Source organism: Pedobacter sp. KACC 23697 (genome assembly GCF_045348445.1).
Taxonomy (GTDB): domain Bacteria; phylum Bacteroidota; class Bacteroidia; order Sphingobacteriales; family Sphingobacteriaceae; genus Pedobacter.
In genome coordinates, this window is record NZ_CP157485.1 from 2814855 (window position 1) to 2839250 (window position 24396).

General features: G+C 41.1%; 11 protein-coding genes. 9 read left to right on the forward strand and 2 right to left on the reverse strand.

Going from position 1 to position 24396, the window contains the following annotated elements:
* Positions 1–88: 88 nt before the first annotated feature.
* On the reverse strand, positions 89–2434 hold the full coding sequence (locus tag ABEG20_RS11265; protein ID WP_406823444.1) for a beta-L-arabinofuranosidase domain-containing protein: 2346 nt from the start codon (positions 2432–2434) through the stop codon (positions 89–91).
* An 895-nt stretch (positions 2435–3329) separates the two neighbouring features.
* Here ABEG20_RS11265 and ABEG20_RS11270 point away from each other — a divergent pair.
* The 9 genes from ABEG20_RS11270 (at position 3330) to ABEG20_RS11310 (ending at position 21492) form a co-directional block, all read left to right on the forward strand.
* Entirely contained in the window at positions 3330–10427 is a 7098-nt protein-coding gene (locus ABEG20_RS11270; RefSeq protein ID WP_406823445.1) for an SDR family NAD(P)-dependent oxidoreductase, read from the forward strand.
* A gap of 196 nt (positions 10428–10623) precedes the next feature.
* On the forward strand, positions 10624–14859 hold the full coding sequence (locus ABEG20_RS11275; RefSeq protein WP_406823446.1) for a beta-ketoacyl synthase N-terminal-like domain-containing protein: 4236 nt from the start codon (positions 10624–10626) through the stop codon (positions 14857–14859).
* A gap of 35 nt (positions 14860–14894) precedes the next feature.
* Entirely contained in the window at positions 14895–15143 is a 249-nt protein-coding gene (locus tag ABEG20_RS11280) for an acyl carrier protein (protein WP_406823447.1), read from the forward strand.
* Positions 15131–15895: an alpha/beta fold hydrolase gene (locus ABEG20_RS11285; protein WP_406823448.1), complete on the forward strand. Its 765-nt coding sequence runs from the start codon at positions 15131–15133 to the stop codon at positions 15893–15895. Before ABEG20_RS11280 ends, ABEG20_RS11285 begins: the two co-directional genes overlap by 13 nt.
* An 11-nt stretch (positions 15896–15906) precedes the next feature.
* Complete coding sequence (locus ABEG20_RS11290; RefSeq protein WP_406823449.1) at positions 15907–17106, forward strand: glycosyltransferase; 1200 nt, start codon at positions 15907–15909, stop codon at positions 17104–17106.
* A gap of 10 nt (positions 17107–17116) precedes the next feature.
* The gene (locus ABEG20_RS11295) at positions 17117–18316 is read left to right on the forward strand and encodes a glycosyltransferase (RefSeq protein WP_406823450.1); all 1200 of its coding nucleotides are present in this window, start codon (positions 17117–17119) and stop codon (positions 18314–18316) included.
* Positions 18317–18432: 116 nt separating this feature from the next.
* Positions 18433–19722, forward strand: a complete 1290-nt coding sequence (locus ABEG20_RS11300; RefSeq protein ID WP_406823451.1) for a condensation domain-containing protein — start codon at positions 18433–18435, stop codon at positions 19720–19722.
* The gene (locus ABEG20_RS11305) at positions 19719–20987 is read left to right on the forward strand and encodes a condensation domain-containing protein (RefSeq protein WP_406823452.1); all 1269 of its coding nucleotides are present in this window, start codon (positions 19719–19721) and stop codon (positions 20985–20987) included. Before ABEG20_RS11300 ends, ABEG20_RS11305 begins: the two co-directional genes overlap by 4 nt.
* Complete coding sequence (locus ABEG20_RS11310; RefSeq protein ID WP_406823453.1) at positions 20980–21492, forward strand: hypothetical protein; 513 nt, start codon at positions 20980–20982, stop codon at positions 21490–21492. Before ABEG20_RS11305 ends, ABEG20_RS11310 begins: the two co-directional genes overlap by 8 nt.
* 614 nt (positions 21493–22106) lie before the next feature.
* Here ABEG20_RS11310 and ABEG20_RS11315 read toward each other — a convergent pair.
* Positions 22107–24185 carry a hypothetical protein gene (locus ABEG20_RS11315; protein WP_406823454.1) on the reverse strand — a complete coding sequence of 693 codons (2079 nt, stop codon included), beginning with the start codon at positions 24183–24185 and terminating at the stop codon, positions 22107–22109.
* Positions 24186–24396 lie beyond the last annotated feature (211 nt).

Here is a 24396-nt window from a genome sequence, read left to right on the forward strand (position 1 = left end):
CATCCTAGTAAATCCTTTCAATGGTAGCTTGTTGAAGGGTCTCTTATATCTAGTAGCCTGTGTCCGCACAGACTACAATAGCACAAATTTACTTCACCAGCCTTACTTCATAAATATTCGCAATAGCCGATCCCTGATCAGCAACGAATTTTACTTCTAAATCTGCTTTTAACAGCGCTTTTGGAATCTGATATTCCTGGGTATAAAAAACATCTCCCCGGCTTCCATCTAACTTTACATTCTCAATTTTAACTCCATTGATCAGGATAGCGAAGTTTTTATCCTTTTCCTTCCCAAAATAGGTTAAACTGATCTTATTACCAGATAGGTCTTTATTTTTAAGCACATAACTAAACCATGCCTTTCCATTCCTAAAATGCCTTTCTCGGTAGGTTCCGTTATCGGTTTGTTCGCCTTTAAAATTATGATCGGATTCTGGTTGCTGCTCTCCGGTATTAATAAGGTCAACCGTTTTCTGTTCAATCTTCATCTTTTCTTCTTCAGCCAGTTTAATCGCCTTTGCGCGTTCCGGCAATGCCTGTTCACTGCTGTAAGGAAAATAAACCACATACCGTTTTTCGGCAAGGGTATAAAAAGGAACCAGTTTTAAAGATTGATATCTGGATTGATAGATCGCATTTCTGGCACTAAAAGTTAAACTCTTTTTATCGGTCAACGTAATTTCATTGGCAAGTGTATTTCTAGGTCCGGTAACCAATGGTGCATCGCTGATCGGGAATAAGGCACCAGAAGCAATGTGTCCCATTCTGCTGCCGTCAGCTGTTAAATTAGGTTGATTGAGCGTATCCATCGCTGCAGCAAGTACAATTGGTCCACGGAGAAAGGCTACCCAATCAGAACCATCGGGCATAAACTCCGTAGTGGTATGCATGGGCAGGGCAATATTAACCACGTCGCCTGTACTCCAGATACGATCGATACTGGCATAACCATTTGCTCCACTTTTAGCGGTTACTTTTTTTCCGTTTACCAGCACCGCCATTTTACCTTGTTCTACCCAGGCAGGCTGACGGAAATGCAAGGCAAAACGTTGTTTGTTTTTTAACCGAAGTTTGATTGTCGTGTTCTCAGCATCTGGAAAAAGTGTTTGCTGTACAAGCTGAATACCTTTCTCTTTCCAATTTAAGGTTGAAGGGATAAAAAGATTTACATATATATCATTCGCACCGTGTGCATAAATCAGTTCTCCATATTTACCATGGTTCTCCAATCCTGAACCTACACAGCACCAGAAACTTTCCTGAGGATTAGAATAGGTACGGTAATGCCCTGGCCGCATAGGTGTAAAATACACAAAACCACCTTCCGGCCTTTGCGAAGAAAGGATATGGTTATAAAGTGTACGTTCATAGTAATCAAGATAAGTGTTTGAAGGAGCGGCTAAAAACAGTTGTTTAGTCAGCTTCAACATGTTGTAAGAATTGCATGTTTCAGGTCCCTCCCGCGATTCTGTCATAGAAGAAAAATCGTTGGCGGGATGAAAATGCTCTCTAACGCTATTTCCACCAATGGCTACTGTTCTATGTTCCACTACCGTTTTCCAAAAGAACGCAGCGGCATCCGCCCAGGCAGCATCCTTATCCAGTAAGGCGATCTGCTCAAAACCAATTACTTTCGGAATCTGCGTATTGGCATGTAAGCCATTCAGGGCATCCGTATTTTTTAATAGCGGGTTTAGAATAGACTGGTCAGAAAAACGTTTTGCCAGTTTAAGGTACTTCTGGTTACCTGTTATCGCGTAAACATGGGCGAAAGCTTCATTCAATCCACCATGCTCACTCTTTAATAATTCCTGTATTTGTTGGTCGGACAAATTGGAGACCACATCTATGCACCAATCTGTTAATCTGATCAGCATTTGCTTCGCTTTTGTATTGCCTGCAACCGCATACGCATCGTACAACCCTGCATAAATTTTATGGATATTGTATAGGGGCACCCATTTTCCATTTAGCGAAAAACTGGATGATCTGATGTTTCCAGCTTTAATCTCCTTCCAGATTTCCTTGCCTCCCGGAATCCCGGCCAGGTAACCGTCGCCATTTTGGCGCTGACATTTATCCAACTCGGCAATCATATAATCTATCCGCTCCTTTACCTTCAAATCGCCGGTGGCAGCATACATTAAGGAGAGTGCCGATAGAAAATGTCCACCGATATGTCCGTCTAAACCTGTGTTTTCCCAATTTCCGTAAGATGCTGCTTTAGGTTTTAACCCTGCTTCCCTTAAATATGGCGCCAAAAGCCTGTCTGCATCCAGCGATAGCATATACTTTTTATCAGTTTCCTGAGCCTGTTTAAAAGGCCCATCAAGCAAACGGACTTCCGCTAAACTAAACGGCTGCAAGGCAGTTTGTCCGAAAACAGTTCCGCATAAAGCGGTAAACACAACCGCGGCAATTATTTTTTTCATTTTTAAAAACTTCTTCATAACATATATATCTGAACGCAGTTTGCAAACTATTAGGTATAACATTTACAACCTTCGGTCTAAAATAACCGGCTTTTTCTTTGCCTTTTATCGGCCAATTATCTCCAGGATAATAAATGAATGACAAATGGTTGAATGCGCATACAATTAAAAGTTGTTATACCATTGGCTTGATGATTAAAGCCAGCCAAACGGAATACTTATAAAATCTGGTTAAATAAACGTCTTGAAGACATTTATAAAACGAAGATATAAAAACAATTACCAATTAAGACAGTATTAACCAAATCATTTAACATTTGGGCGTTTTTTCTGACCAAGCGCTTAACAAGCATGATTAATAAAAACAAACAACAACATTTAAATAGTAATTAATAATACAAAATTATTAATTTTAAAATACATTAAAATTAAACTTAAATTTTTTAAAAAAATCATTCCTCTCCTCCAATCACCATCAGCAATACCAACAAATAAATTTTTAAATCAAGCAACTATATTAATAGCTTTAATTTTATCTAAAAAGCCGTAAAAAATTATATAAATTTCACTAAAACAGTATTTTAAAAAAAATAATTCGTAAATTAACCCATTATTAATACTAATTAAATACTGACAATCTTTCTTTGTGTATTTAAAATTTCATAACAATACATAAAGCATCAAAATTTAAAATATTAATTAAATTTTTGTTCATAAAATTCATTTTAATAAAAATTTAGATGAAGCTACTGACAAGTGTTCAGTTCATTCATTTATAAATTACTAAATGATAAAGACATTTTTAATTAATACATTAGTATAATTAATAATACACAATAATTTTAGCGCTAAAAAGCTGTTTTATTGTGCATTGCGGCAGGCATAAAGAACCATTATGTTTTCGCTTAGGATCAATCCACCAGACAGAAGAGTAGCATCAAAATCTAAAGCCATGAATAAACACGCCATTATTGCAGTAACTCCCTTCGAAATCCCCGACAGCAGTCTGATTTCCAGTCTCCAAAAAGCTGGTTGCTTTCCGGTCCTCAGTCTTGGACATAATTACGAAGAAGCCGAAATCGCCATTTCCACACTCCTTGCCACAGGCATTTCAGACTTTGGCGTAAGCATCAATTCAGCTTCGTTAGTAGATATTGATCTGCCAACAGAGGTGAGTTTGATGATTGCACCTTATGATCTCGCCCTAAAAACCAAAACATCTGCAAAAATCATTTACCAGGTTTTTGATCTTGAATCAGCTATCCATGCACAAAAAAAAGGTGCTTACGGAATAATTGTTAAAGGAAATGAAGGTGCCGGCCGGGTGGCATACGAATCGTCTTTTGTTCTTTTTCAGCGCATTATTAAAGAAATTACCTCTATTCCGGTTTGGGTTCAGGGTGGCATAGGTATTCATACCGCTGCCTCTTTAATGGCGCAGGGCGCAGCAGGTTTGATATTAGATTCTCAGCTTGCCTTATTCCCGGAATGTTCTGCACCTGATGATTTAAAAAATGTTTGTGCTAAATTAAGTGGAACGGAAACCAAACTGATCGACAACTGCCGTGTATTGGCCCGTCCTAATTCGCCGGTGCTGGCAGAAGATACAACTTATCAGGACCTTCAAAAATATTTTAAAGGCTATAACCTGGAAACAAATTATCTTCCAATGGGTCAGGATATTACCCTGTCAATTGATCTGGCAACCAAATACAAAAAACTGGACAAAATGGTGTTTGGCATTAAAGAGGCCATATACGGACATTTAAAGCAAGCTAAAGCCATCAATGTTATTCAGGCCAAAAACCCGCTTGCGCAAGATCTGAACATCACTTACCCTATCGCACAGGGACCAATGACCAGGGTAAGTGATGTAGCGCCCTTTGCCGATGCCGTTTCGGAAGCTGGTGCCTTATCGTTCATTGCACTTTCCTTATTAAAAGGAACATCCGCCAAAAACCTGATCGGAGAAACTAAAAAACTGGCGGGTGAAAAAACCTGGGGAGTAGGCATCCTGGGGTTTGCCCCGCAAGAACTCAGGGATGAGCAACAGGAATATATTTTAGCAGCCAAACCTCCGGTTTTATTAATTGCAGGTGGAAGACCCTCTCAAGCCAAACCCTTTGAAAAAGCGGGTATTAAGACCTTTTTACATGTACCATCTGTCGCTCTTTTAGATATGTTTTTAAAAGAAGGGGCTAAACGTTTTGTATTCGAAGGCCGCGAATGTGGCGGGCATGTGGGTCCCCTATCCAGTATGGTGTTATGGGAAAAACAAATCGAACGTTTATTAAAAGAAGAAAATGCCGATCAGATCAGTGTTTTCTTTGCTGGTGGAATCCATGATGCTTTTTCTACCGCATTCATATCCATAATGACTGCTCCTTTGGCCGCTAAAGGCATGAAAATCGGCGTTTTGATGGGCACAGCCTATTTATACACCAAAGAAGCGGTAAGCACAGGTGCTATTTTGGATAAATTTCAGCAGGAAGCCATGCAGGCGAACGATACCGTGTTGCTGGAAACAGCTCCAGGACACGAAACGCGCTGCCTAAATTCTGCTTTTGCTACTTTCTTTAACAAAGAAAAAGAGAAACTGCAGGCAGAGGGCCTGGATAAAAAAGAAATCTGGGCTAAACTCGAGTCGCTTAATGTTGGCCGTTTGCGCATTGCTGCAAAAGGTATGGAAAGACGAGGTGGTGAACTGGTAAAAATTGATGGGGCAGAACAGACTAACCTGGGTATGTACATGATCGGCCAGGTTGCGCCTATGCACAGGGAAGTAATCTCATTGCTCGATCTTCATCAGGATGTAGCCGAAAAAAACTATCAATATATATTAAATGCCATACTTCCCGCACCTCCCGTTAGTCGGGTAAAAGCGCTTGATGTAGCTATCGTGGGTATGGCCTGTATTTTCCCTGGTGCCAGAAACCTTGAAGAATACTGGCGAAACATCATACTGGGCAAGGACGCTGTAACGGAAGTTCCGGACGAAAGGTGGAACAAAGAACTATATTATAACCCCGATTCTACCGCGGGCGATATGTCGCACTCTAAATGGGGTGGTTTTATCCCGAGAATAGATTTCGACCCCTTAGAATTTGGTATTCCACCACAATCGCTTGCGGCTATTGAGCCGACCCAACTGCTTACCTTAATGGTTGCCAAACAGGCCATGCAACATGCAGGTTATGCTGATGGTGGCATAGACAATGAAAATGTTTCGGTAATTATCGGAGCCGAAGGCGGGAACGACCTGGCCAACAGCTACAGCTTCAGGGGGTATTACAAACAGGTTTTTGGCGAAATGCCGGCCGAACTTGATGCAGCCTTGCCAAAAGCAACAGAAGATTCTTTTCCAGGCATTTTGGCGAATGTAATTTCGGGCAGAATTACCAACAGGTTAAATCTGGGCGGCAGGAATTATACCGTTGATGCAGCCTGCGCTTCATCTCTTGCAGCCATTGATCTGGCCTGCCAGGAATTATTTTTAGAGAAATCGGATATGGTTTTGGCCGGTGGAGCAGATCTGCACAACGGCATTAACGATTACCTGATGTTTTCGAGCACACATGCCCTGTCCAAAAAAGGACGGTGCGCAACATTTGATGCCGAAGCAGATGGTATTGCACTTGGTGAAGGTATTGCCATGATCGTTTTAAAAAGATATGACGATGCTTTACGCGATGGCGACACCATTTATTCTATTATTAAAGGCGTTGGTGGATCAAGTGATGGCAAAAGCCTGGGTTTAACTGCGCCACGTAAAAACGGACAGGTAAATGCTTTGGAAAGAGCTTATAGCCAGGCCGGGATTACACCTTCTTTGATTGGTTTGATCGAAGCGCATGGTACAGGAACAGTAGTTGGCGATAAAACAGAAATCAGCGCCTTAACCGATATGCTCAACCAATCAGGAGCAATAGCCGGACAAACGCATTTAGGCTCTGTAAAAACACAGATAGGCCATACCAAATGTGCCGCTGGTATTGCAGGACTGATTAAAGCATCGCTATCTGTTTATCATGGCATTAAGCCACCTACTATTCACTTAAAAACGCCAAATAGTTTCTACGATGCAAAAACCAGCCCTTTTGCTTTCCATACCGAGGCCGGTTTATGGATGGAAGAAAAACGCTATGCTGGCGTTAGCGCTTTCGGTTTTGGCGGAACAAACTTCCATGCCGTATTGGAAAGCGCAAAAAATACGGAAGATAAAAATCCGATATTAAAATCCTGGCCATCAGAACTTTTTGTATTCAGGGGCGATACCTATGGTGAGGCTAAAAACCATATGTTATCGGTAAAAAACCTGTTAGAACTGAACGATCAGGTCGAACTGAGAGATATTGCCTATAGCTTAGCCACTGCCGACACCAAACCCGTTCAACTGAGCATTGTGGCCAACCATGCAGAAGACCTGGTAATGAAAATAGATCTTGTGCTATCTGGCGTAGAAAGTAAAGATACCTACCTCACCCAAAAACAGGCGGGTAAAGTTGCCTTTATGTTTCCGGGGCAAGGCAGCCAGCGCATAAACATGGCCAGAGATCTTTTCGTCATTTTCCCGGAAATGCGAAAACTGCTGAAGGCTTATCCGGAATACGAAAAAATACTCTTTCCCAATACGGTATTTAACGATGCTGATGCAAAAGCACAAAAAGAATGCATTAAAGATACGCGTATGGCGCAACCACTGTTGGGTATTGTTGATCTGGCCATTGCCAACTTTTTAAAATCATTGGGTATTGTTCCTGATATGGTTCTAGGCCATAGCTATGGCGAACTGCCTGCACTTTGTTTTGCAGGCGCTTTTGAGGAAGAAGCCTTGGTTCAACTCAGTGCCGAACGGGCACAATCTATTCTGAATGCCGTAGAAAACGGCGATCCGGGTAAAATGCTTGCTGTTAGCGCAAAACAAGAACAACTTGCGCAATATCTTGGCGATATTGAATCGGTTTACCCGGTAAACTTTAATGCACCAGCACAATGTGTAATTGCAGGAAGTACAGAAGCCATCGGGAAATTAGCGGCTGTTTTAAAAGGCGCCAAAATATCTTTCCGCCCGCTTGAGGTAGCCTGTGCTTTCCATAGCCCTTTGGTAGCCAGATCAAAACAGCTTTATCAGGAAGTATTATCCCGGATAAACTTTAACGATCTAAAACTGCCGGTGTGGTCTAACACCACGGCAAAAGAATACCCAACAGAAGCTGCCGCAGTGAAGGAACGTTTAACTGACCACTTGATAAAACCTGTCCTTTTTGTCGATGAACTCAGGGATATGTATGCTGCCGGAGCCAGGATTTTCGTAGAAGTTGGTCCTGGCAAGGTGCTAAGTGGTTTAACCAGGGCCTGCATTGGCAAAGATGAAGTGATTTTACATACTGAAGATCAGGGCCACAACAAACTCAGCAATTTATTGGGCACACTGGCAAGTTATATGGCTACCGGCCGCGAAATTAAACTCGAAAAATTATTTGAAGGCCGTTCTGTTAAAACCATCAAACTAAACGAACCTTCCAATTATAAAAAAAGTCCGGCTATCTGGTATGTCAATGGCCAGCATGCTGTTCCATCAACTGGCAAACTCCCGGCAAATGGTGCATCACCTATTACTAAACCTATTACCCTTATGAACAACACTTTTACCACAACCGAAAGTCAACAGGTTAATGGCTCAGCTAAAGACCTGATGCTGCAGGAATACCTGCATAGCATGAAAATGCTGATTCAGGCACAGCGCGATGTGATGCTTTCCTTTCTTGGGCAGGCACCAGCTATGCCTTCACAAATCATTAACCAGCCTTTAGCATCATATCAACCCCCTCAGCCAGTGCGCATGGAAAATCAGATGACTATAAAACAAGAGGTAGCGCAGGCACAAATTATTGAAATCATTACACCGGTAAGCGCAACAAAAGACTTAAAATTGATGCTTTTGCAGCTAGTGAGCGATAAAACAGGTTATCCACAGGAGATGCTGGGGATGGAAATGGATCTTGAAGCTGATTTAAGCATTGATTCCATCAAACGTGTTGAAATTATCGGTGCATTACGTACCGAACTGGGTGGTTTTTCTCAACTGAATCTTCCGGAAGATAAAATTATGGAACAGCTGGCAGGCCTTAAAACTTTGAGCAGTTTGGTAAACTGGCTTACAGAAAATACAGCACAACCAAAAACTGTTGCTCCAGCTGCTCCAACAGTACAGGCACAAATAGAAAATGATCAGCCAAAATTCACCCTTGGTCAGTTAAAATCAACCATTCTGGAGATCGTAAGCGCGAAAACAGGCTATCCTACAGAAATGTTGGGCATGGATTTAGATCTTGAAGCAGATTTAAGTATTGATTCCATCAAAAGAATGGAAATTATTGCCTCCCTTAAAGAAAAAATAGGTTTTGGCTCGCCAAGCGATCAGGCTGATGATTTAATGGAAAAATTAGCCGCAATCAAAACCTTAAACGCGCTGGTGAACTGGATTGCCGACGTTGAAGCAGAAAGCTCGGAGGTGCTTACCGCAGCAAAAAAGCTTATTGAGGAGAGTATCGATGATCAAACGGTTAAAGAAAAATTATCGCGTTTAAGATTCGAGCTGACTCCTGCAGCACTTGCCATTACCGAAGCTGCCATTTTAAAGGGACAGCGTTTCGCCTTAACCGATGATGGTGGCGGACAAGCCATCAAAATCAAAAAAGTGCTCGAGAAACACGGCGCCGTTGCCGATCTGGTAAGCCTGGAAGATTCATTGGATAGTTATCAGGGCCTCATCATTCTGAACATGTTTGAAGCTCAGCAAAAAGTGGGTATTCTCGATCATTTCGCTACCATTAAAAAATTAAATTTTGATACCGTAAAATGGGTGTACCTGATTGCAGATACCAAACAATATTTTAACGATCAGTCGGATATTTCTTTCTTAAGAAATTATCAGGGTTACTCTGGTTTCTTTAAAAGTTTAGACCGTGAATATGAACATACAAAATGTCGTTTCATCAGCCTGGAAACCAGGATGACGCCTGATGAAATCACCAATATTACCTTAAACGAAATCCTGAACCCGGATAAGCCTTCAGAGATCATCTATAATGATAACAAAAGGCACATCATGGAATTGGTACCGCAACCTTTAAGTACCGAAACCGATGCACACATCCATTTGGATAAAGATGCCGTGGTAATGGTTTTAGGTGGCGCACAAGGCATTACAGCCGAACTGATGATCCATTTCGCTAAAGATTATCCCTGCAGGTATATACTGGTTGGCCGTTCTGCAAACCCGATCGCATCGGCAAACGAAGCTAGCGCCCTGTTAAAAACCAAAGATGAGATCAGGCAATATGTAATTCAAAAGGGTGAAATTAAAAAACCCGCAGAAATTGAACAGGAAACCAATCGGATTTACAAAAACAACCAGATTTTACGTTGCATTACAACTTTAGAAGAAGGTGGATCAACGGTCGTTTACGAATCCTTAGACCTTAAAGATGAAGGAGCGCTGACCCGTTTAATCAACCAGGTTTATAAAGATTATGGCCGTATTGATGGTGTAGTACACGGAGCAGGTTTATTGGAAGATAAATTGTTCAGCAGCAAAACCTCCGAATCTTTCGGACGTGTTTTCGATACCAAGGTAACCCCTTTAAGGGTATTAGCCGAACAATTACGTCCGGAAACCCAGTTTGTAATCCTTTTCTCAAGCATTGCTTCGGTGTATGGCAACCGTGGACAAACCGATTATGCCGCAGCAAACAGCGTAATGGATAAATATGCATGGGCTTTAAAACAAAAAATACAAGGCAAGGTAATGGCCATTAACTGGGGGCCATGGAAAGGTGCAGGCATGGTTTCGCCAACCCTGGAGAAAGAATACCAGCGGAGGGGAATCGCATTGATCCCGCTGCAAGATGGTATGGAAACTTTCCTGAACGAACTTAAATATGGTAAAGAAAGCCAGGTGTTGATCATGGCCGGAAACACCTGGACATAGAAAAAATCATTTTCAGGATTTTTAGCTACCGGCCGTCACCCTGAATTTATTTCAGGGTCTATTTGACAGAAAAGATGCTGATCACGATGTATAAATCGGGACATCACGATGATCGATTTAGTTAAGCAAGCTAAAACAGCCAGTACAAATAAATATTAAAAGAACTAAGATCAGAAAGATTCCATAAGCAAAAACAATGAAGAAAAGCGATGTAGCAATTATTGGAATGTCATGCATTTTTCCGGGCGCGAAAGATATGCAGACCTTTTGGGAAAATATTATCAACCGGGTAGATTCGACACAACAGGTACCTGCCGACCGGATTGACCCTGTACATTTTAATAAAACGGTAAGTGGCGTAGATCGTTTTTATTGTAACCGCGGCGGTTTTATCCCCGATCATCAATTTGATCCGCAACGTTTCGGCATTTTGCCCCTGGCTGTAGAAGGTACCGAACCCGATCATTTGTTAACCTTAGATCTGGTGCACCAGGCACTGGAAGATGCAGGTATATTTGAAAAAAAATATGCGCTGGATAAAACAGGGATTATTATTGGGAAAGGCAATTATGTAGGACCTGGTGCAACCCGGGCGATCGAAATTGTGCGTACTGGGGAACAGATTTCGAGCATATTGAAAGACCTGATGCCACAACTTACAGAAACTGAAATTGATAAGGTAAAACATGAATTCCAATTGCGTAAGGGCCGTTTTAGTGCCGATACGGCAATGGGGTTGATCCCTAATCTTGTGGCTTCGCTGGTAGCCAATCGCCTTAATTTAGGCGGTTTAGCTTTTACACTGGATGCTGCCTGTGCCAGTTCGCTCATTGCAGTAGATCATGGTGTGCAGGAACTGAATAGCGGTCGTTGCGATATGGTTATTGCAGGCGGCGTACATTTAGGGCAAAATGCTGCTTTCTGGAGTATCTTTTCTCAGTTGGGCGCTTTATCCAAACAAGAAAAAATTAAACCATTCGATCAAAATGCCGATGGTTTGATTATCGGCGAAGGCTGTGGTTTTGTGGTACTTAAACGCCTTGAAGATGCCATCCGAGACCAGGATAAACTTTATTCGGTAATTAAAGGCGTGGGCGTAAGCAGCGATGGAAGCGGCGCCAGTGTAATGAGTCCATCAGTTAAAGGCCAATTGAAAGCCATTACAGAAGCCTGGAAAAATGCCGGATTGGAACGTAAAAACATTGGCTACTTAGAGGCTCATGGTACCGGCACGCCACTTGGCGACAAAACCGAGCTAGAAACCTTAAAACAGTTTTTTGGTCAGGGTGCCGATCTGCCAAAAGCAGGTATTGGCTCTGTTAAATCAAACATTGGCCATGCCATGCCCGCAGCCGGAATTGCGGGTTTGATCAAATCAAGCCTGGCTTTATATCATGGTATTATCCCACCTACTTTACATTGCGAAGAACCCGTTGCTCAACTGGCTGAAACCCGTTTTTCTGCTGTTCAAAAAGCGATAGACTGGAACCAATCTGATCTGCCTAAACTAGCGGCTGTAAACGCTTTTGGTTTCGGGGGAATTAATGCCCATGTGGTATTATCTGCTTACGATAAGCCTAAAAAAGATGAGGTTTTAGTGATGGCTAGACCTACTCATGAAAGTTTAATCCAATCGCTGGAAAATGGTGATTATAGTGCCGCTCAAGGTAATTTCCGTTTGGTATTATTTAATCCAAGCGAAGAAAGGATCAAAAAAGCCTTAAAAATTGTAGCTAAAAATGCTCCGTGGAGAAACAAACAGGATATTTGGTACACCAATTCACCTTTATTGGCCAACGATGGTAAAATAGCCTTTGTTTTTCCGGGTTTAGACGGACTTGCCGGTGGTGAAATTAAATCGGTAGCCGATTATTTCAGGATCCCTATTGATGATAACGGGAAACAAGATGGCCTTTTAAGCGAAGCCCTCCATATCCTGAACAAAAGCAGTGTTTTTGATCAGGCCTTGAAGCAACTGGGCGTTAAATCTGATATGAATGCGGGCCACAGCCTTGGCGAATGGCTTGCAGCAAGGTCTTCTGAACTGGCCGAAGAAAGTTCGGTAATGAATTTACTGGGTGTACTTAACCCCGAAACTTTTGAACTGAAAGATTCGCGCTTTATTGCTGTAGGTGCAGGGTTAGATATCCTTCAACCCATTATAGAAAACATACCTGATTTATACCTTTCTAATGACAACTGTCCACAACAGGTTATTCTCTGTGGCAGTAAAAATGCACTTGATGAGCTCGTTCCAATCTTAAAGGTGAAACAGATTTTTAATCAAATTCTGCCTTTTCAATCGGGCTTTCACTCTCCATTTGTGGCCGATAAACTGGGTTTGATCCTCGAAGGCATGCAAAATATGCAATTCCGAAAAACCAGCACACCGCTTTGGTCGGCAACCACATTAGCAACCTATCCCGAAGGTTTCGAAGCCATCCGCCAGTTAAGTGCCGAGCATCTGATTAAACCAGTGCGTTTCCGTGAGCTTACTGAAAAACTCTACGCTGAGGGCGCACGCGTATTTATCCAGGTAGGTTCGGGTGGTTTGGTCGGCTTTATAGACGATACCTTAAAAGGAAAAGAAATCAGCACGATTAGTGCTAACGTACCCATCCGTTCGGGCATTACACAGTTGCAAAGGGTTTTGGCAGCACTTTTTGTGGAAGGAAAAGAAATCGGACTGGATTACCTGGGTAACATTAAATCAACCCGTCCGCTGAATAATAAGGGAATTAAACTAGAACTGGGCTCGCCGATGATCCATAACCTGCAAACACTTAAAGGTTTAACCATTAAACAAACCCAACCAGCAAAGCCTAAAACTGTCGAGGAGGTAAAACATCCGGTTTTGCAGGCTTTTAATGAGAATGTGATGGAAATGATCAGTATGCAGAACGAAATGATGGAACTGTTCGAAAATACCGGTTTTCAGATTGACCGACCTAGCCATTGGTCACCTGCCGAACCGATAAAACCAATCAGACAGCCTTTTAGTCAAAAACTCGATGTAAGCCTGGATAACTGTCCTTATCTCATTGATCATTCCTTGTTAAGGCAGCCAAAGGGATGGCCGACCGTTGAAGATATGGATCCGGTGATCCCGATGACCATGATTTTTGAAGTATTTGCCGAAATAGCCAATACGCAATCGCCCGGAGAAAAAGTGCATAAAATTATGAATATGCGTGTTTTCCAATGGATGAATGTGGTTAAACCTTTTCAGGAAACCGTAACCGGAGAATGGATAGACGAACAAAGGGTTTATTTGAACCTGGAGCGTTTTGCCCATGCAGAAGTACAGCTTGCAGCACAGTTAAACCCTGCTCCAAACCGCGATTTCGATATCGGAAAGCAATTGGATATCGACCGAACGACGGAGCAGATTTACGACGCACACATGTTCCACGGACCAGCTTATCAAGGCATTAAAAAATTAACCGTCGTTGGCGAAAAAGGGATTACGGGTATTATTGAAGCTGCAGGTGGAAAAGGCTCTTTGCTTGATAATGCGGGTCAACTGTTCGGCCTGTGGCTTCAGCTTACATTAGAAAAAGACCGGATTGCTTTTCCTGTTAAAATCCAGGAAATAGAATTTTTCGGTGATATGGCCAATCAGGAAGGACAATTCGAGTGTACCTGTGTACTTACTGAAATAAACGATGAATTTGCAACGGCCAATATCATCATGAAAAGGGATGGTATTACCTGGTTGATTATTTCGGGCTGGCAGAACCGCCGACTCGAAATTGATGAACCACTTTGGAATGTATCCATGTCACCACTCCACAACCGCTTATCAGAAGAAATTGCGCCCGGCGTTTTTCTTTTCGGCAATGCTTACACCCGCGTGGTATCCTGGGATTTTATCCTCAAAAGATATTTCAATCAAACAGAGAAAAAGCATCACAATAGTCTTTTGCCCAACAAAAGAAAAACCTGGATGATTAGCCGGGTAGCAGCAAAAGATGCGGTAAGAAACTTACTTAATACACAGAAAAATCAGGCCTGTTACCCCATTACTTTCGAAATTTATTCAGACGAGCATCGCAAGCCTTATGTTAAAGGAGGTTTAACAGATAACATCAACATTTCTATTGCACATAAAGGTACCGATGCCGTTGGAATAGCCCGTTTTAACGAACCAGTTGGCATCGACATTGAGCACATAGAGGAACGCAGTGCAGGCTTTTTTGATCTTGTTTTTAATGATCATGAAATAAAACTACTCCAAAACCTCGATAAAACAGAATGGGCAACGCGATTCTGGGTAGCTAAGGAAGCCTATGGAAAATACCTCGGCAAAGGCCTGCAAGGTAATCCTAAAGCCTATACTGTAGAATCTGTAGATGGCGAAGAATTACGCATCAATAACATCACAATCAAAACAATTAAACATAAAAACTATATCATCGGATGGACACTATAACTACAAAATTAAGCAGCGAAGAAATCTTCAACCTCATGAAACAATTTATCACTGAAGTAATCGGCGAAGAATTTGTTGAAGAAATGGATATCACTCCAGAAAGTTCTTTTACCAAAGACCTCGAAATGGATAGCATCGAAATTGTATCCTTTTCTGAGAAAATAAAGGCACATTTTGGCGAGCAGATCGATTTTACAGGTTGGTTATCAGCAATGGATTTAGATCAGCTGATCAATTTAAACCTGGGCATGATCATCTCTTATATCGAAACATGCCAATCATAACGGTAAACGGCAAATCGGTTCACCTTCAGGAGCTTCATAAAGAAGCTGCTGAAACCATCGTCCTGGTTCACGGGATGTTCAGTAACCTGTCTGTTTATTATTTTAACATCGCTCCTCTACTGGCCACAAAATATCATGTGGTCCTTTATGACCTGAAAAGCCATGGCATGAGTGAAAAGACATCAACAGGATACGACCTGGAGAGTATGACCAATGATTTATTGGCACTAATGGATCAATTAAATCTGCAGCATGTTCATTTGGGCGGTTATAGTTTTGGCGGATTGATCGCCTTAAAAATGACCATCCGTTTTCCGGAGCGCATTAATAAACTGGCCATCATCGAAGCTCCAGATCCAAATGATGATAAAACAAGGGGAATTATTGATGAGTACAGCCGTGAGTTTTTAGAACATTACGTTGAAAATTTCACTGATACCACTAAGGTGAAAATGGGTAAAAGACAAATGGAGCGCAACCACCGCATGTACGAGTACCTTTTTTATCAAACCTCAATTAAAAAAGATATGTTGCTTGAAAAAAACTTTTTTAGCAGTGAGGCCATCAGAAAAATAAACCAATCTACGCTACTGCTATATGGTACAGATTCGAATTGTTTAGATGCAGGAAAATACCTTGACAAGTTGATCGAAAATGCAGATTTAATTGCAGTTCCGGGCGATCATAATATCCCGATCCAGCAACCATTAGTTATTGCAGAAGCATTATTAAACTTCTTCCGGGAAAAATAAATTAAACACCAATGGCAAAATTCGTATTTGTAGTTCCTCCCTTAACCGGCCATATTAACCCTACCCTAAGTATGGGTACCGCCTTGCTGGAAAGAAGCCACCGTGTAGCATGGATTACTCTGGATCAATCGCTGGGCGACAGACTTCCTGTTGGCGGTGAATTGCTCGTGATCCATTACGACCAGAATGATCTGCAGAAAAAAGATTCAGAAAAATACCTGGATATCATCACCAAAAAAATTGTTTATGGTATCGATAGCATCAAATTTCTGTACGAGGAAGTATTGATTCCACTTAACCGGCACAGTTACGAAGGCATTGCCGATCTGCTCGATCAGTTTAAGCCCGATTTGGTGATTACCGATCATCAGATGTTTGCCGGTGCCATAGCAGCAACCAAAAAAAATTATCCGTATGTTACTTCGGTTACCGCTCCTGCAGCCATAAAAGTAATGGATGAATTGCCAAAGGTGCACGAATGGGAAGTAAAGCAGATTGTGGAGTTGCAAAAAGAATTTGGCATTATGGCAAGTAGTTCTATTGCCTGTTCCGATCTGGCTACACTGGTATTCACCTCCCGTGATTTTTTCGGGGAAATGGATTTACCGGAACATTTTAAATTTGTAGGGCCCGTTTTTAACCGACGTAAAACCTCCATTCCTTTTCGGTGGGAGGCATTCCATACCAGCCAGCCCAAAATATTGGTTAGTATTGGTACCACCTTCGATCATGAACATAAAAAAGCTTTTTTTGCAAAGGTAATCGAAGCCTTTGCCCATGAAGACCTGCATGTGGTGGTGGTTTCCGATCCGGCTTTATTTGAAACATGGCCGCACAATTTTACCGTGCAGCGCCAGGTACCACAATTAGAACTTTTACCACACCTGGATGCCGTAGTTTGCCATGGCGGACACAATACCGTTTGTGAAACTTTAATGAATGGCCTGCCCATGGTCGTTATCCCAATTGCTTACGACCAAAGCCATGTGGCCGGACGTGTTTTCAGGGTTGGTGCGGGAGAACGTTTAAACTTTAACCGGTTTAAAGCCAGCCACCTTAAAGAAGCAGTAAATAAAGTGCTGTACAACGATAGTTACAAAATTGCTGCAGAACAGATCAAACAGTCATTTATGCAGGCTGGCGGAACAGAAAGGGCAGCTGATTTACTGGAAACTTTAAGTAATACAAACTCAAAAATATTCATCACTTAAATTAGATTTTATGTCAAAATTTCTTTTCGTTGTTCCGCCTTTCTTTGGCCATATCAGTCCAACTTTAAGCATTGGTGCTACTTTATTGGCCCGCGGCCATAAAGTAAAATGGTTCGGCATTACGCCGCTTGCCCAGGCGCACTTACCCGAGGGCGGCGAATTTATCTATCCGGAAGAAGATCTGATTGAGCATGCAGATGAAATACAGCGTATTTTAAAACGGCAGGATGATGGCCCTGCCTGTTCGGGTCCCGAGGTGATGAAACTAGCGCTCGAAGAAACATATGTACCCTTTGCGAAGATGATGATGAAAGGGCTGAACAAGTTTGTTGATAAATGGAAACCCGATGTAATTATTAACGACTGCATTACTTTCGCTGGTGCATTAAGCGCGCACTTAAAAGGTATTCCATCAGTTACCACTACCCCTGTTCCTCCCGATGTAATGGGCGACACGGCTAATAGTGCACCAAAAATATTCGAATGGCAACAAAACCTGATTAAAGGATTACAAAGAGAAGTAGGCATTTACAGTGACGATATCCACATTCACTCGCACGAGCTGAATATGGTTTTCACTTCTCAGGCCTTTGCAGGTTTTGAAGAAAAACCAGCGCACATGCATTTTGTGGGTCCTGTAAAAGGCAGACCAAATTTAGCACCTTTTGATTGGGAACGTTTAAGCCAGGCTAGAACCCCAAAAATATTTGCTTCATTAGGTACTTTGCTGGTGGATATCCGTGCGGCATTTTTCCAAAAACTCATCATTGCTTTCGAAAACGAACCTGTAACCATTGTTGCAGCAACTAATCCCGATATTTTTGAAAAATGGCCGGATAATTTCATTGTTAATGGCTTTGTACCTCAATCTGAACTAATGCCACATATGGATGCTGTGATCTGCCACGGTGGTTTCAATACCGTAAACGACACTTTTACCAATGGTTTACCGATGTTGATCACCCCTATTGCCTACGATCATTTCCATACCGCAAAATTAATTGAGCAGGCTGGTTGCGGCATCAGTATCCGGTACAAACGTTTACGCATCAGCGAATTAAGAAATACGGTATTCGAACTTTTAGAAAACCCAAAATACCGCCAGGCAGCACAAAAAATAAAAGAAACATTCATTGCAGCCGGTGGCAATGATAAAGCAGTGCAATTGCTGGAAGATTTTGCCAGAACAACAACATTAGAAGCGGTTTAATCCCAGATCGTTTCGAGCCCTTGCTCAGTCGTCACCCTGAATTTATTTCAGGGTCTTAATAGCAGAGAAAATGCTGAAACGAGTTCAGCATGACGAAACCTTTGTAATACTAACAAATGAAAAGAAAACTACTATTCGGTGAAAGGATGTTATTCGGAGATGGTAAATGTCCGTTTAACCTGATAGTGCCTTTCAAAATCAGGGGCGAGATAATCGAAAGCGATCTGAGGCATGCTTTACAGAGAATTCAGAATAAGCACCCTTGGCTAACCGCATCCATAGATTTTGATGAAAATAAAAGGCCATGGTTTGTAACCAACCTTAACGAACATTTTAAAATCCCCATTCGCATAGTGGAGCGTTTAAGCGACGAACATTGGGAGCAGGAATCTACCATGGAGTGGAAAACCGTTTTTAATGCTAAAACCGTACCACTTTGCCGCATTACCTGGATAAAAGGAATTCATGTTTCCGAAATCCTGATGGTATACCACCACTGCCTTTGCGATGGTACGGCCACACTTTCTATTTTAGCAGAATTGCTTCAGCTTTTAGATAATCCCAATGCTGATATTGGCAGGGAAGTCCCGATTATGGGCATAAAAGATGTAATACCCGAAAAAATACTAAACAGTTTCGGCAACAGGACTAAAAACAGCATGGTAGGCAAAATGGCCACGCTTGCATTATGGCTGATCCCGGTTAAAAAAGTAGCCATAGCACGTCAAAAAGATTTTATGCTCCATTGGAGATTTGACCAGGAATTTACTGAACAGGTTATCCGGTTTTGCAAAGCCAATCAGTTTACAGTAAATACGCTGTTGAGTGCCGCGGTTTTAACTGCGTTTAAAGCAATAAGAAAAGAAAAAGCATTTAACAAAATATCACTCCCGGTAGATATCCGTAACCTCAATCCAATCATTAAAAAAGACCACATTTTTGCCTTTGGGTTAATGATTGTACTCTCTTTATTACCAGAAAAAGATTTTTTAAAAAGTGTTAAAGCTTTACAAAGGAATGTGAACGATAAATTGGCCAAACTCAATCCTTATCGTTTGATGATGATGATGGAAGCTTGCCATCCAGGCTTACAAAAATTCACTAATCTCTTAAAGTATGGAAAATCAAGTAACGACTGTATGTTCTCTAACCTGGGCAAAATTGATATTCCATACCAGTATCAACACTTTGAAGTTGAAAGCATTTTCAGTCCTTCGGTAATGGGACCACTGGGCAATACCACTACCCTGCTTACCTCCACTTACCGCAATCAGATGGATTTTAGCTTTATGGCCAGTGAAGGTTATGTTCCATTGGTAGAAGCAGCCGCCATAAAAGACAAAATGATTTCCATCCTTAAAGAACAAGTTAAAAAGCCAACTGAAATTTTAACGGCCACCGCATGAAAAGAAGATTAATTTTAGGTGAAAGAATAATGCATGTAGATGCCAAAACACCATTAAACTGTGTTTTTGGCGCTAGAATTTCAGGAGCAATCAATGAAAACAATTTGCATAAGGCCCTGCAAAAAATCCAGCAGAAACATCCGCTCTTGAGAATGAAGATTGATGCCTCAGGCAAAACCCCATATTTTGTACAGAATGAAAACATCAGCAAAATAACGGTTAGAATGGTTGACCGTTTAACAGATCAGGATTGGTTAACACAATCAAAAATAGAGTGGTACAAACTTTTCGATACCCCAAACGAACCCTTAGCCAGATTAGTGTGGTTAAAGGGTGAAATCAGGTCAGATCTTTTGCTGGTACTTCCACACTGTATCTGCGATGGCACTACAATATTAAATTTAATGCGTGAGCTCATGACTTTGATTGATCATCCTGAACAGGAACTCGCACCCTACGCTTCATTTCTTTCTGTTCAGGATCTCTTACCAGAAGATTTTAAGATCACTAGAGCAACCCATTTTAAAGGAAAAATTTTTGCAGCACTTGGCCGCTTATTTTTCTTTTTTAAAGCAACCTCCAACCATCATGTAAACCAGAGCAATTATGCAGTGCATTGGAAAATCAGCACAGATGATACCAAAAAATTATTGGTAAAGTGTAAAGAAGAAAATACGACCGTTCATGCGGCCATCTGTGTTGCCTTTATGGAAGCTTTTAAACATATACAAGGCACTAAGGCTCATGGAAAGGTAATTTGTCCGGTTGATATCAGGCGTTTTGTTGAAACCATAAAACAAGATACCATGTTTGCTTTTGCCCCTATTGTAGAATTAAACCTTGATCAGACGGAGAATCATTTTTGGGCAAAAACCAGAAAACTAAAAACCGATCTCGAAGCAAAAGTAGCTGAGCTGAAAGTTTATAATCTGTTAAACATGAGCGAATATTTCCACTCCTCCATAAATAAGATGATCGGTTTTTTAAAAACAACAAAAGGCACACATGATATTACACTCAGCAACATGGGACTTTTAAATATACCCAAAAACTATAAAAACTTTACAATAGAAACCATATATAGCCCTACAGTTGCTTTTCCGTGGAAAAATGCCAATACACTGGTATGCAGCACTTTTAACGGCCAATTGGATTTCTCTTTTATGTCGGAAGAAACGTTCCTTCGGGAATTTGAAGCCTGGCAGATTAAAGACAAAGCAATGGAACTGATTAAAGAAAACTTAAACGAAATGGCCCATGTTTGATGATGTGGAGAATAACGAGCAGACAAAGGTTTCGAACTGGCGGAAGTTTGTGCGTAGAAACCTGATTTTACACCTGATCCCGAATATGGTTTTAAATACGGTAATACCCTATTTCGCCTTTAAAGCCCAAAATTCAGTACACTTATTTAAAGGGGAGCAAAATCTGGCCAGATTTTTATTGCCGATGTCGCTATTACTGCCGTTTATGATCACTTTGGATATTTTAAAGAAAATAAAAGCGATGCAACATACTGGTGCCATTAATTGCAAAGAAGAGGTAAAAATTACCGGTTATCCTTTTATTCTAAAAAAAGCTGTACTGAATGGACTTTACAGCATTGCCATTGTATTCATTTTAATGCTTATGCTATATTTCTCTTTCCCGCCAGATCATGATTTTGGAATTACACCATCTGCCGTATGTGCTGGATTATTGGCGGGTTTATATTCTATTACCTTTTTTTATCTGGCCATTAGAAGGTTTAGGATGGATGCGATGATTTAATATCCCTAGAAAATATTCTTGTCATTCTGAACGTAGTGAAGAATCTGTTCAATTTTAGTATTATCATTAATAAATATATTAACCTGAGTGCTATTAATAATCTGTTCTGAAGATACGCTACAAACAATTTTCCTTTCTGCCCGTCACCCTGATCCGATAGCTATCGGATTTATTTCAGGGTCTATTTTACAGAAAGATGCTGACCACACAGTAGACACAAAACACTTGAAAATACTATTTTTACTCGTAAAATAAATTCAGCATGAAGATCGTATCATTACGAATGATTAAAAATTAACCTTCTATTTATTAAGATAATCAAACTCAGTTATTAACTTCATTTAGATATTAATTCACAGCTTGTACTTCATTAGTCATGGATTCTTCGCTGCGCTACCATTGACAGATCCTACAGAAGAATCGTCATTTCGACTGGAGCGTGCCGATTTTTCATCGGTAGCGAAATGGAGAAATCTATTGAGAAAGATTTAGCTTCGCTGAGCACTTCGTGTTTCTCGGCTGCGTTGCACTCCGCTCGAAATGACGACTCGGAAGAGGGCTGTCAATAATATTGATTTTTATATCATAAATTATCCCTCAGAATGCCAGCAAATCTACTCCAGCCAAACCATCTGTGTAAAAGCGCCATTGGCAGCAACATCCCAAACCTCTACCCTTACCCATTTACGGCCTTTTAAATCAACCTGCCAGTTAAAATCCTTTTTACCAAATGCCTGCGTTGTATTTAAATTGAGCCGTTTATGGTATACTTTTTTCCCATCACCCGATACAATTTCTGCAAAACCTAAAGGGAATGTCCAGTTAAGCTGCATATTTATCGTTGCTTTTCCGCTGCGATTAACTTTCAAAGTCTCGCCTGCACCTTTTCCATCAACATTAAAGCTCGGGATTAATACCTCACCTGTTGAAACGAAAAATTTTCCTTTCCGCATTACATCTAAAACCGGTTGCCAGCCATCAGCATAGTTGGGCACCTTATCAAGTTGTAAATAATTTACGTTTAAGTGTGCGTACATTTCATTTTGTTCAGTAATGGTAAAGATGTCTGCCTCTGAGATAATATGTTTCTTCAACCCCCAATTGGCCATATCGTCCATCAGATTTAATACCCTTTTACTTAAAGTAGGTAAAGAAAGATCTCCCGGAATCGCTTTCCAGGCTGCGCCCATAAAAGTTTCCGATTTAAAAAAATCCTCTTCCTTATATTTATCAGGATAACCTGTTGAGGCTTTTGTTCGGGCATGGGCAGTCCAGGCTAAGCCATGTTCCTGTTCCAGTAATCTGAGCATTTCAGCCTTATCATTTACCCGGTAAACTTTACCGTATTTAGGGTCGTTGCTTTCGAAAGGCAGGCTGCTCTTCCTCGACATGATCCAGTAAACCGGTTTAGGAAAAAATGCCAGCCAGTGTCCGCCATAAAAATTATTGGCCTCTTCTCCCGGCAACAGCAGAAAATTAGAATCAGACAGTCTTTTGGTTTGTTTAAACAAGGCATCAAGTTCTCTTAAACGAACAGAATCTGGTCCTTTCGGATGACCTGGTCCATGAAATTCGGCCAGTTTCACTATATTCAATCCTGTTTTCCTCAGTACATCCACAAATTCCGGTTGCTCCGGAACGGGTTTGCCACTTAGCACTACATCAGAAATAAACTCATTGTGAAAATGGCTGGCCATAGTTTTATAGCCTGCCAAGGGCACATAAGTATCATTATGGGTAAACTTTTTTACTTCATTTAAAACCACATCTGCTTTCCCTGTGCTCAGCAAGCAGAAAAAATTAAGCCGTTGCTGCGTATTGGGAGGTGCATTAAACCAGGGTACATAACGTTTATCGCCTGAAGGATCCTGACGGATGCCAATCCCAAAATCTGAAATCAGGTTTAAATAATTGCGCCCTTTCCAGGTAAATTTAAGATTAAAAGCTTCATCCAATGGATAAAAATATTGATGCGGAGCAGGAAAAACTGCTAAACTTCCTCCGGTATTTTCACCGATTACCGTACGGTACTTCACCTCCAGATTTTTACTTCCATCAGTTTTAACCGCCTTTTCGGAGTGAAGATTACCTTTTACATCAGACCAGGCTATATCAGACCAGGTCTCTTTTTTGCTTACCAATCCGGCATCGTATAAAATCGCAGTAGAATCCTTCTGGGTAGATACTACTGCAGCTACATTAAACAAAGGGCTTCCGTTGTAAAGTGTTATTTCTAAATTACCGCTAAAATTTTCAGCTTGTAAACCCGCTATCTTTACCACTGTTTGCGTACCATGTGTAAAAACACTTGCATTTCCTTTTTCGAATCTGACTAGATTGGTCGTGTAAGGCCTGGTGGGAACACGGTCAAAAAATACATCCCAACCACCACTTTCAGCACTTAAAGTACGTTTACCTACCCGCAAAATAAAAACGGGGTCGAGATTTGCCGCAACTATTTTTAATGCGCCTTTTTTACCCATCTGCAAACTGTTAAAGAGTGGTTTCCCATTTTCCAGATCAAGAATCATTTTACCAATGGCACCCTTGCCAACCGGCCAATGCACAACCAATCGTTTTTGACTGACAGAAACAGTTGTTCCGTTAGATTTAAAAGCTTTTAAATTAACCTGGGCAGATGCATTTATGAAAAATATACAGATAATAATAAAAAGTGGAAGGGACTTTTTCATCAGGAATATTGGTTTTCCGGTTAGTGGAGAACAAGCAAGATAATGATTATGAACCAAATATGTAATTCCAGAAATCAAACTTCAATTTTCATAAACATTTAATTTTTCATTTTAAAACCCTACTCACTTAAACTTCGTAATCATTAAAACCAACAAATATTTGACCGTTAATGAATTAGAACACTAAAATGAACACCCAAATGCCTGTCTG

What these genes read in the sequence shown, in the direction of transcription:
- ABEG20_RS11265 (WP_406823444.1), bottom strand. Translation starts at nt 2,434, where the DNA reads ATGAAAAAAATAATTGCCGCGGTTGTGTTTACCGCTTTATGCGGAACT.
- ABEG20_RS11270 (WP_406823445.1), top strand. Translation starts at nt 3,330, where the DNA reads ATGTTTTCGCTTAGGATCAATCCACCAGACAGAAGAGTAGCATCAAAA.
- ABEG20_RS11275 (WP_406823446.1), top strand. Translation starts at nt 10,624, where the DNA reads ATGAAGAAAAGCGATGTAGCAATTATTGGAATGTCATGCATTTTTCCG.
- ABEG20_RS11280 (WP_406823447.1), top strand. Translation starts at nt 14,895, where the DNA reads ATGAAACAATTTATCACTGAAGTAATCGGCGAAGAATTTGTTGAAGAA.
- ABEG20_RS11285 (WP_406823448.1), top strand. Translation starts at nt 15,131, where the DNA reads ATGCCAATCATAACGGTAAACGGCAAATCGGTTCACCTTCAGGAGCTT.
- ABEG20_RS11290 (WP_406823449.1), top strand. Translation starts at nt 15,907, where the DNA reads ATGGCAAAATTCGTATTTGTAGTTCCTCCCTTAACCGGCCATATTAAC.
- ABEG20_RS11295 (WP_406823450.1), top strand. Translation starts at nt 17,117, where the DNA reads ATGTCAAAATTTCTTTTCGTTGTTCCGCCTTTCTTTGGCCATATCAGT.
- ABEG20_RS11300 (WP_406823451.1), top strand. Translation starts at nt 18,433, where the DNA reads ATGAAAAGAAAACTACTATTCGGTGAAAGGATGTTATTCGGAGATGGT.
- ABEG20_RS11305 (WP_406823452.1), top strand. Translation starts at nt 19,719, where the DNA reads ATGAAAAGAAGATTAATTTTAGGTGAAAGAATAATGCATGTAGATGCC.
- ABEG20_RS11310 (WP_406823453.1), top strand. Translation starts at nt 20,980, where the DNA reads ATGTTTGATGATGTGGAGAATAACGAGCAGACAAAGGTTTCGAACTGG.
- ABEG20_RS11315 (WP_406823454.1), bottom strand. Translation starts at nt 24,185, where the DNA reads ATGAAAAAGTCCCTTCCACTTTTTATTATTATCTGTATATTTTTCATA.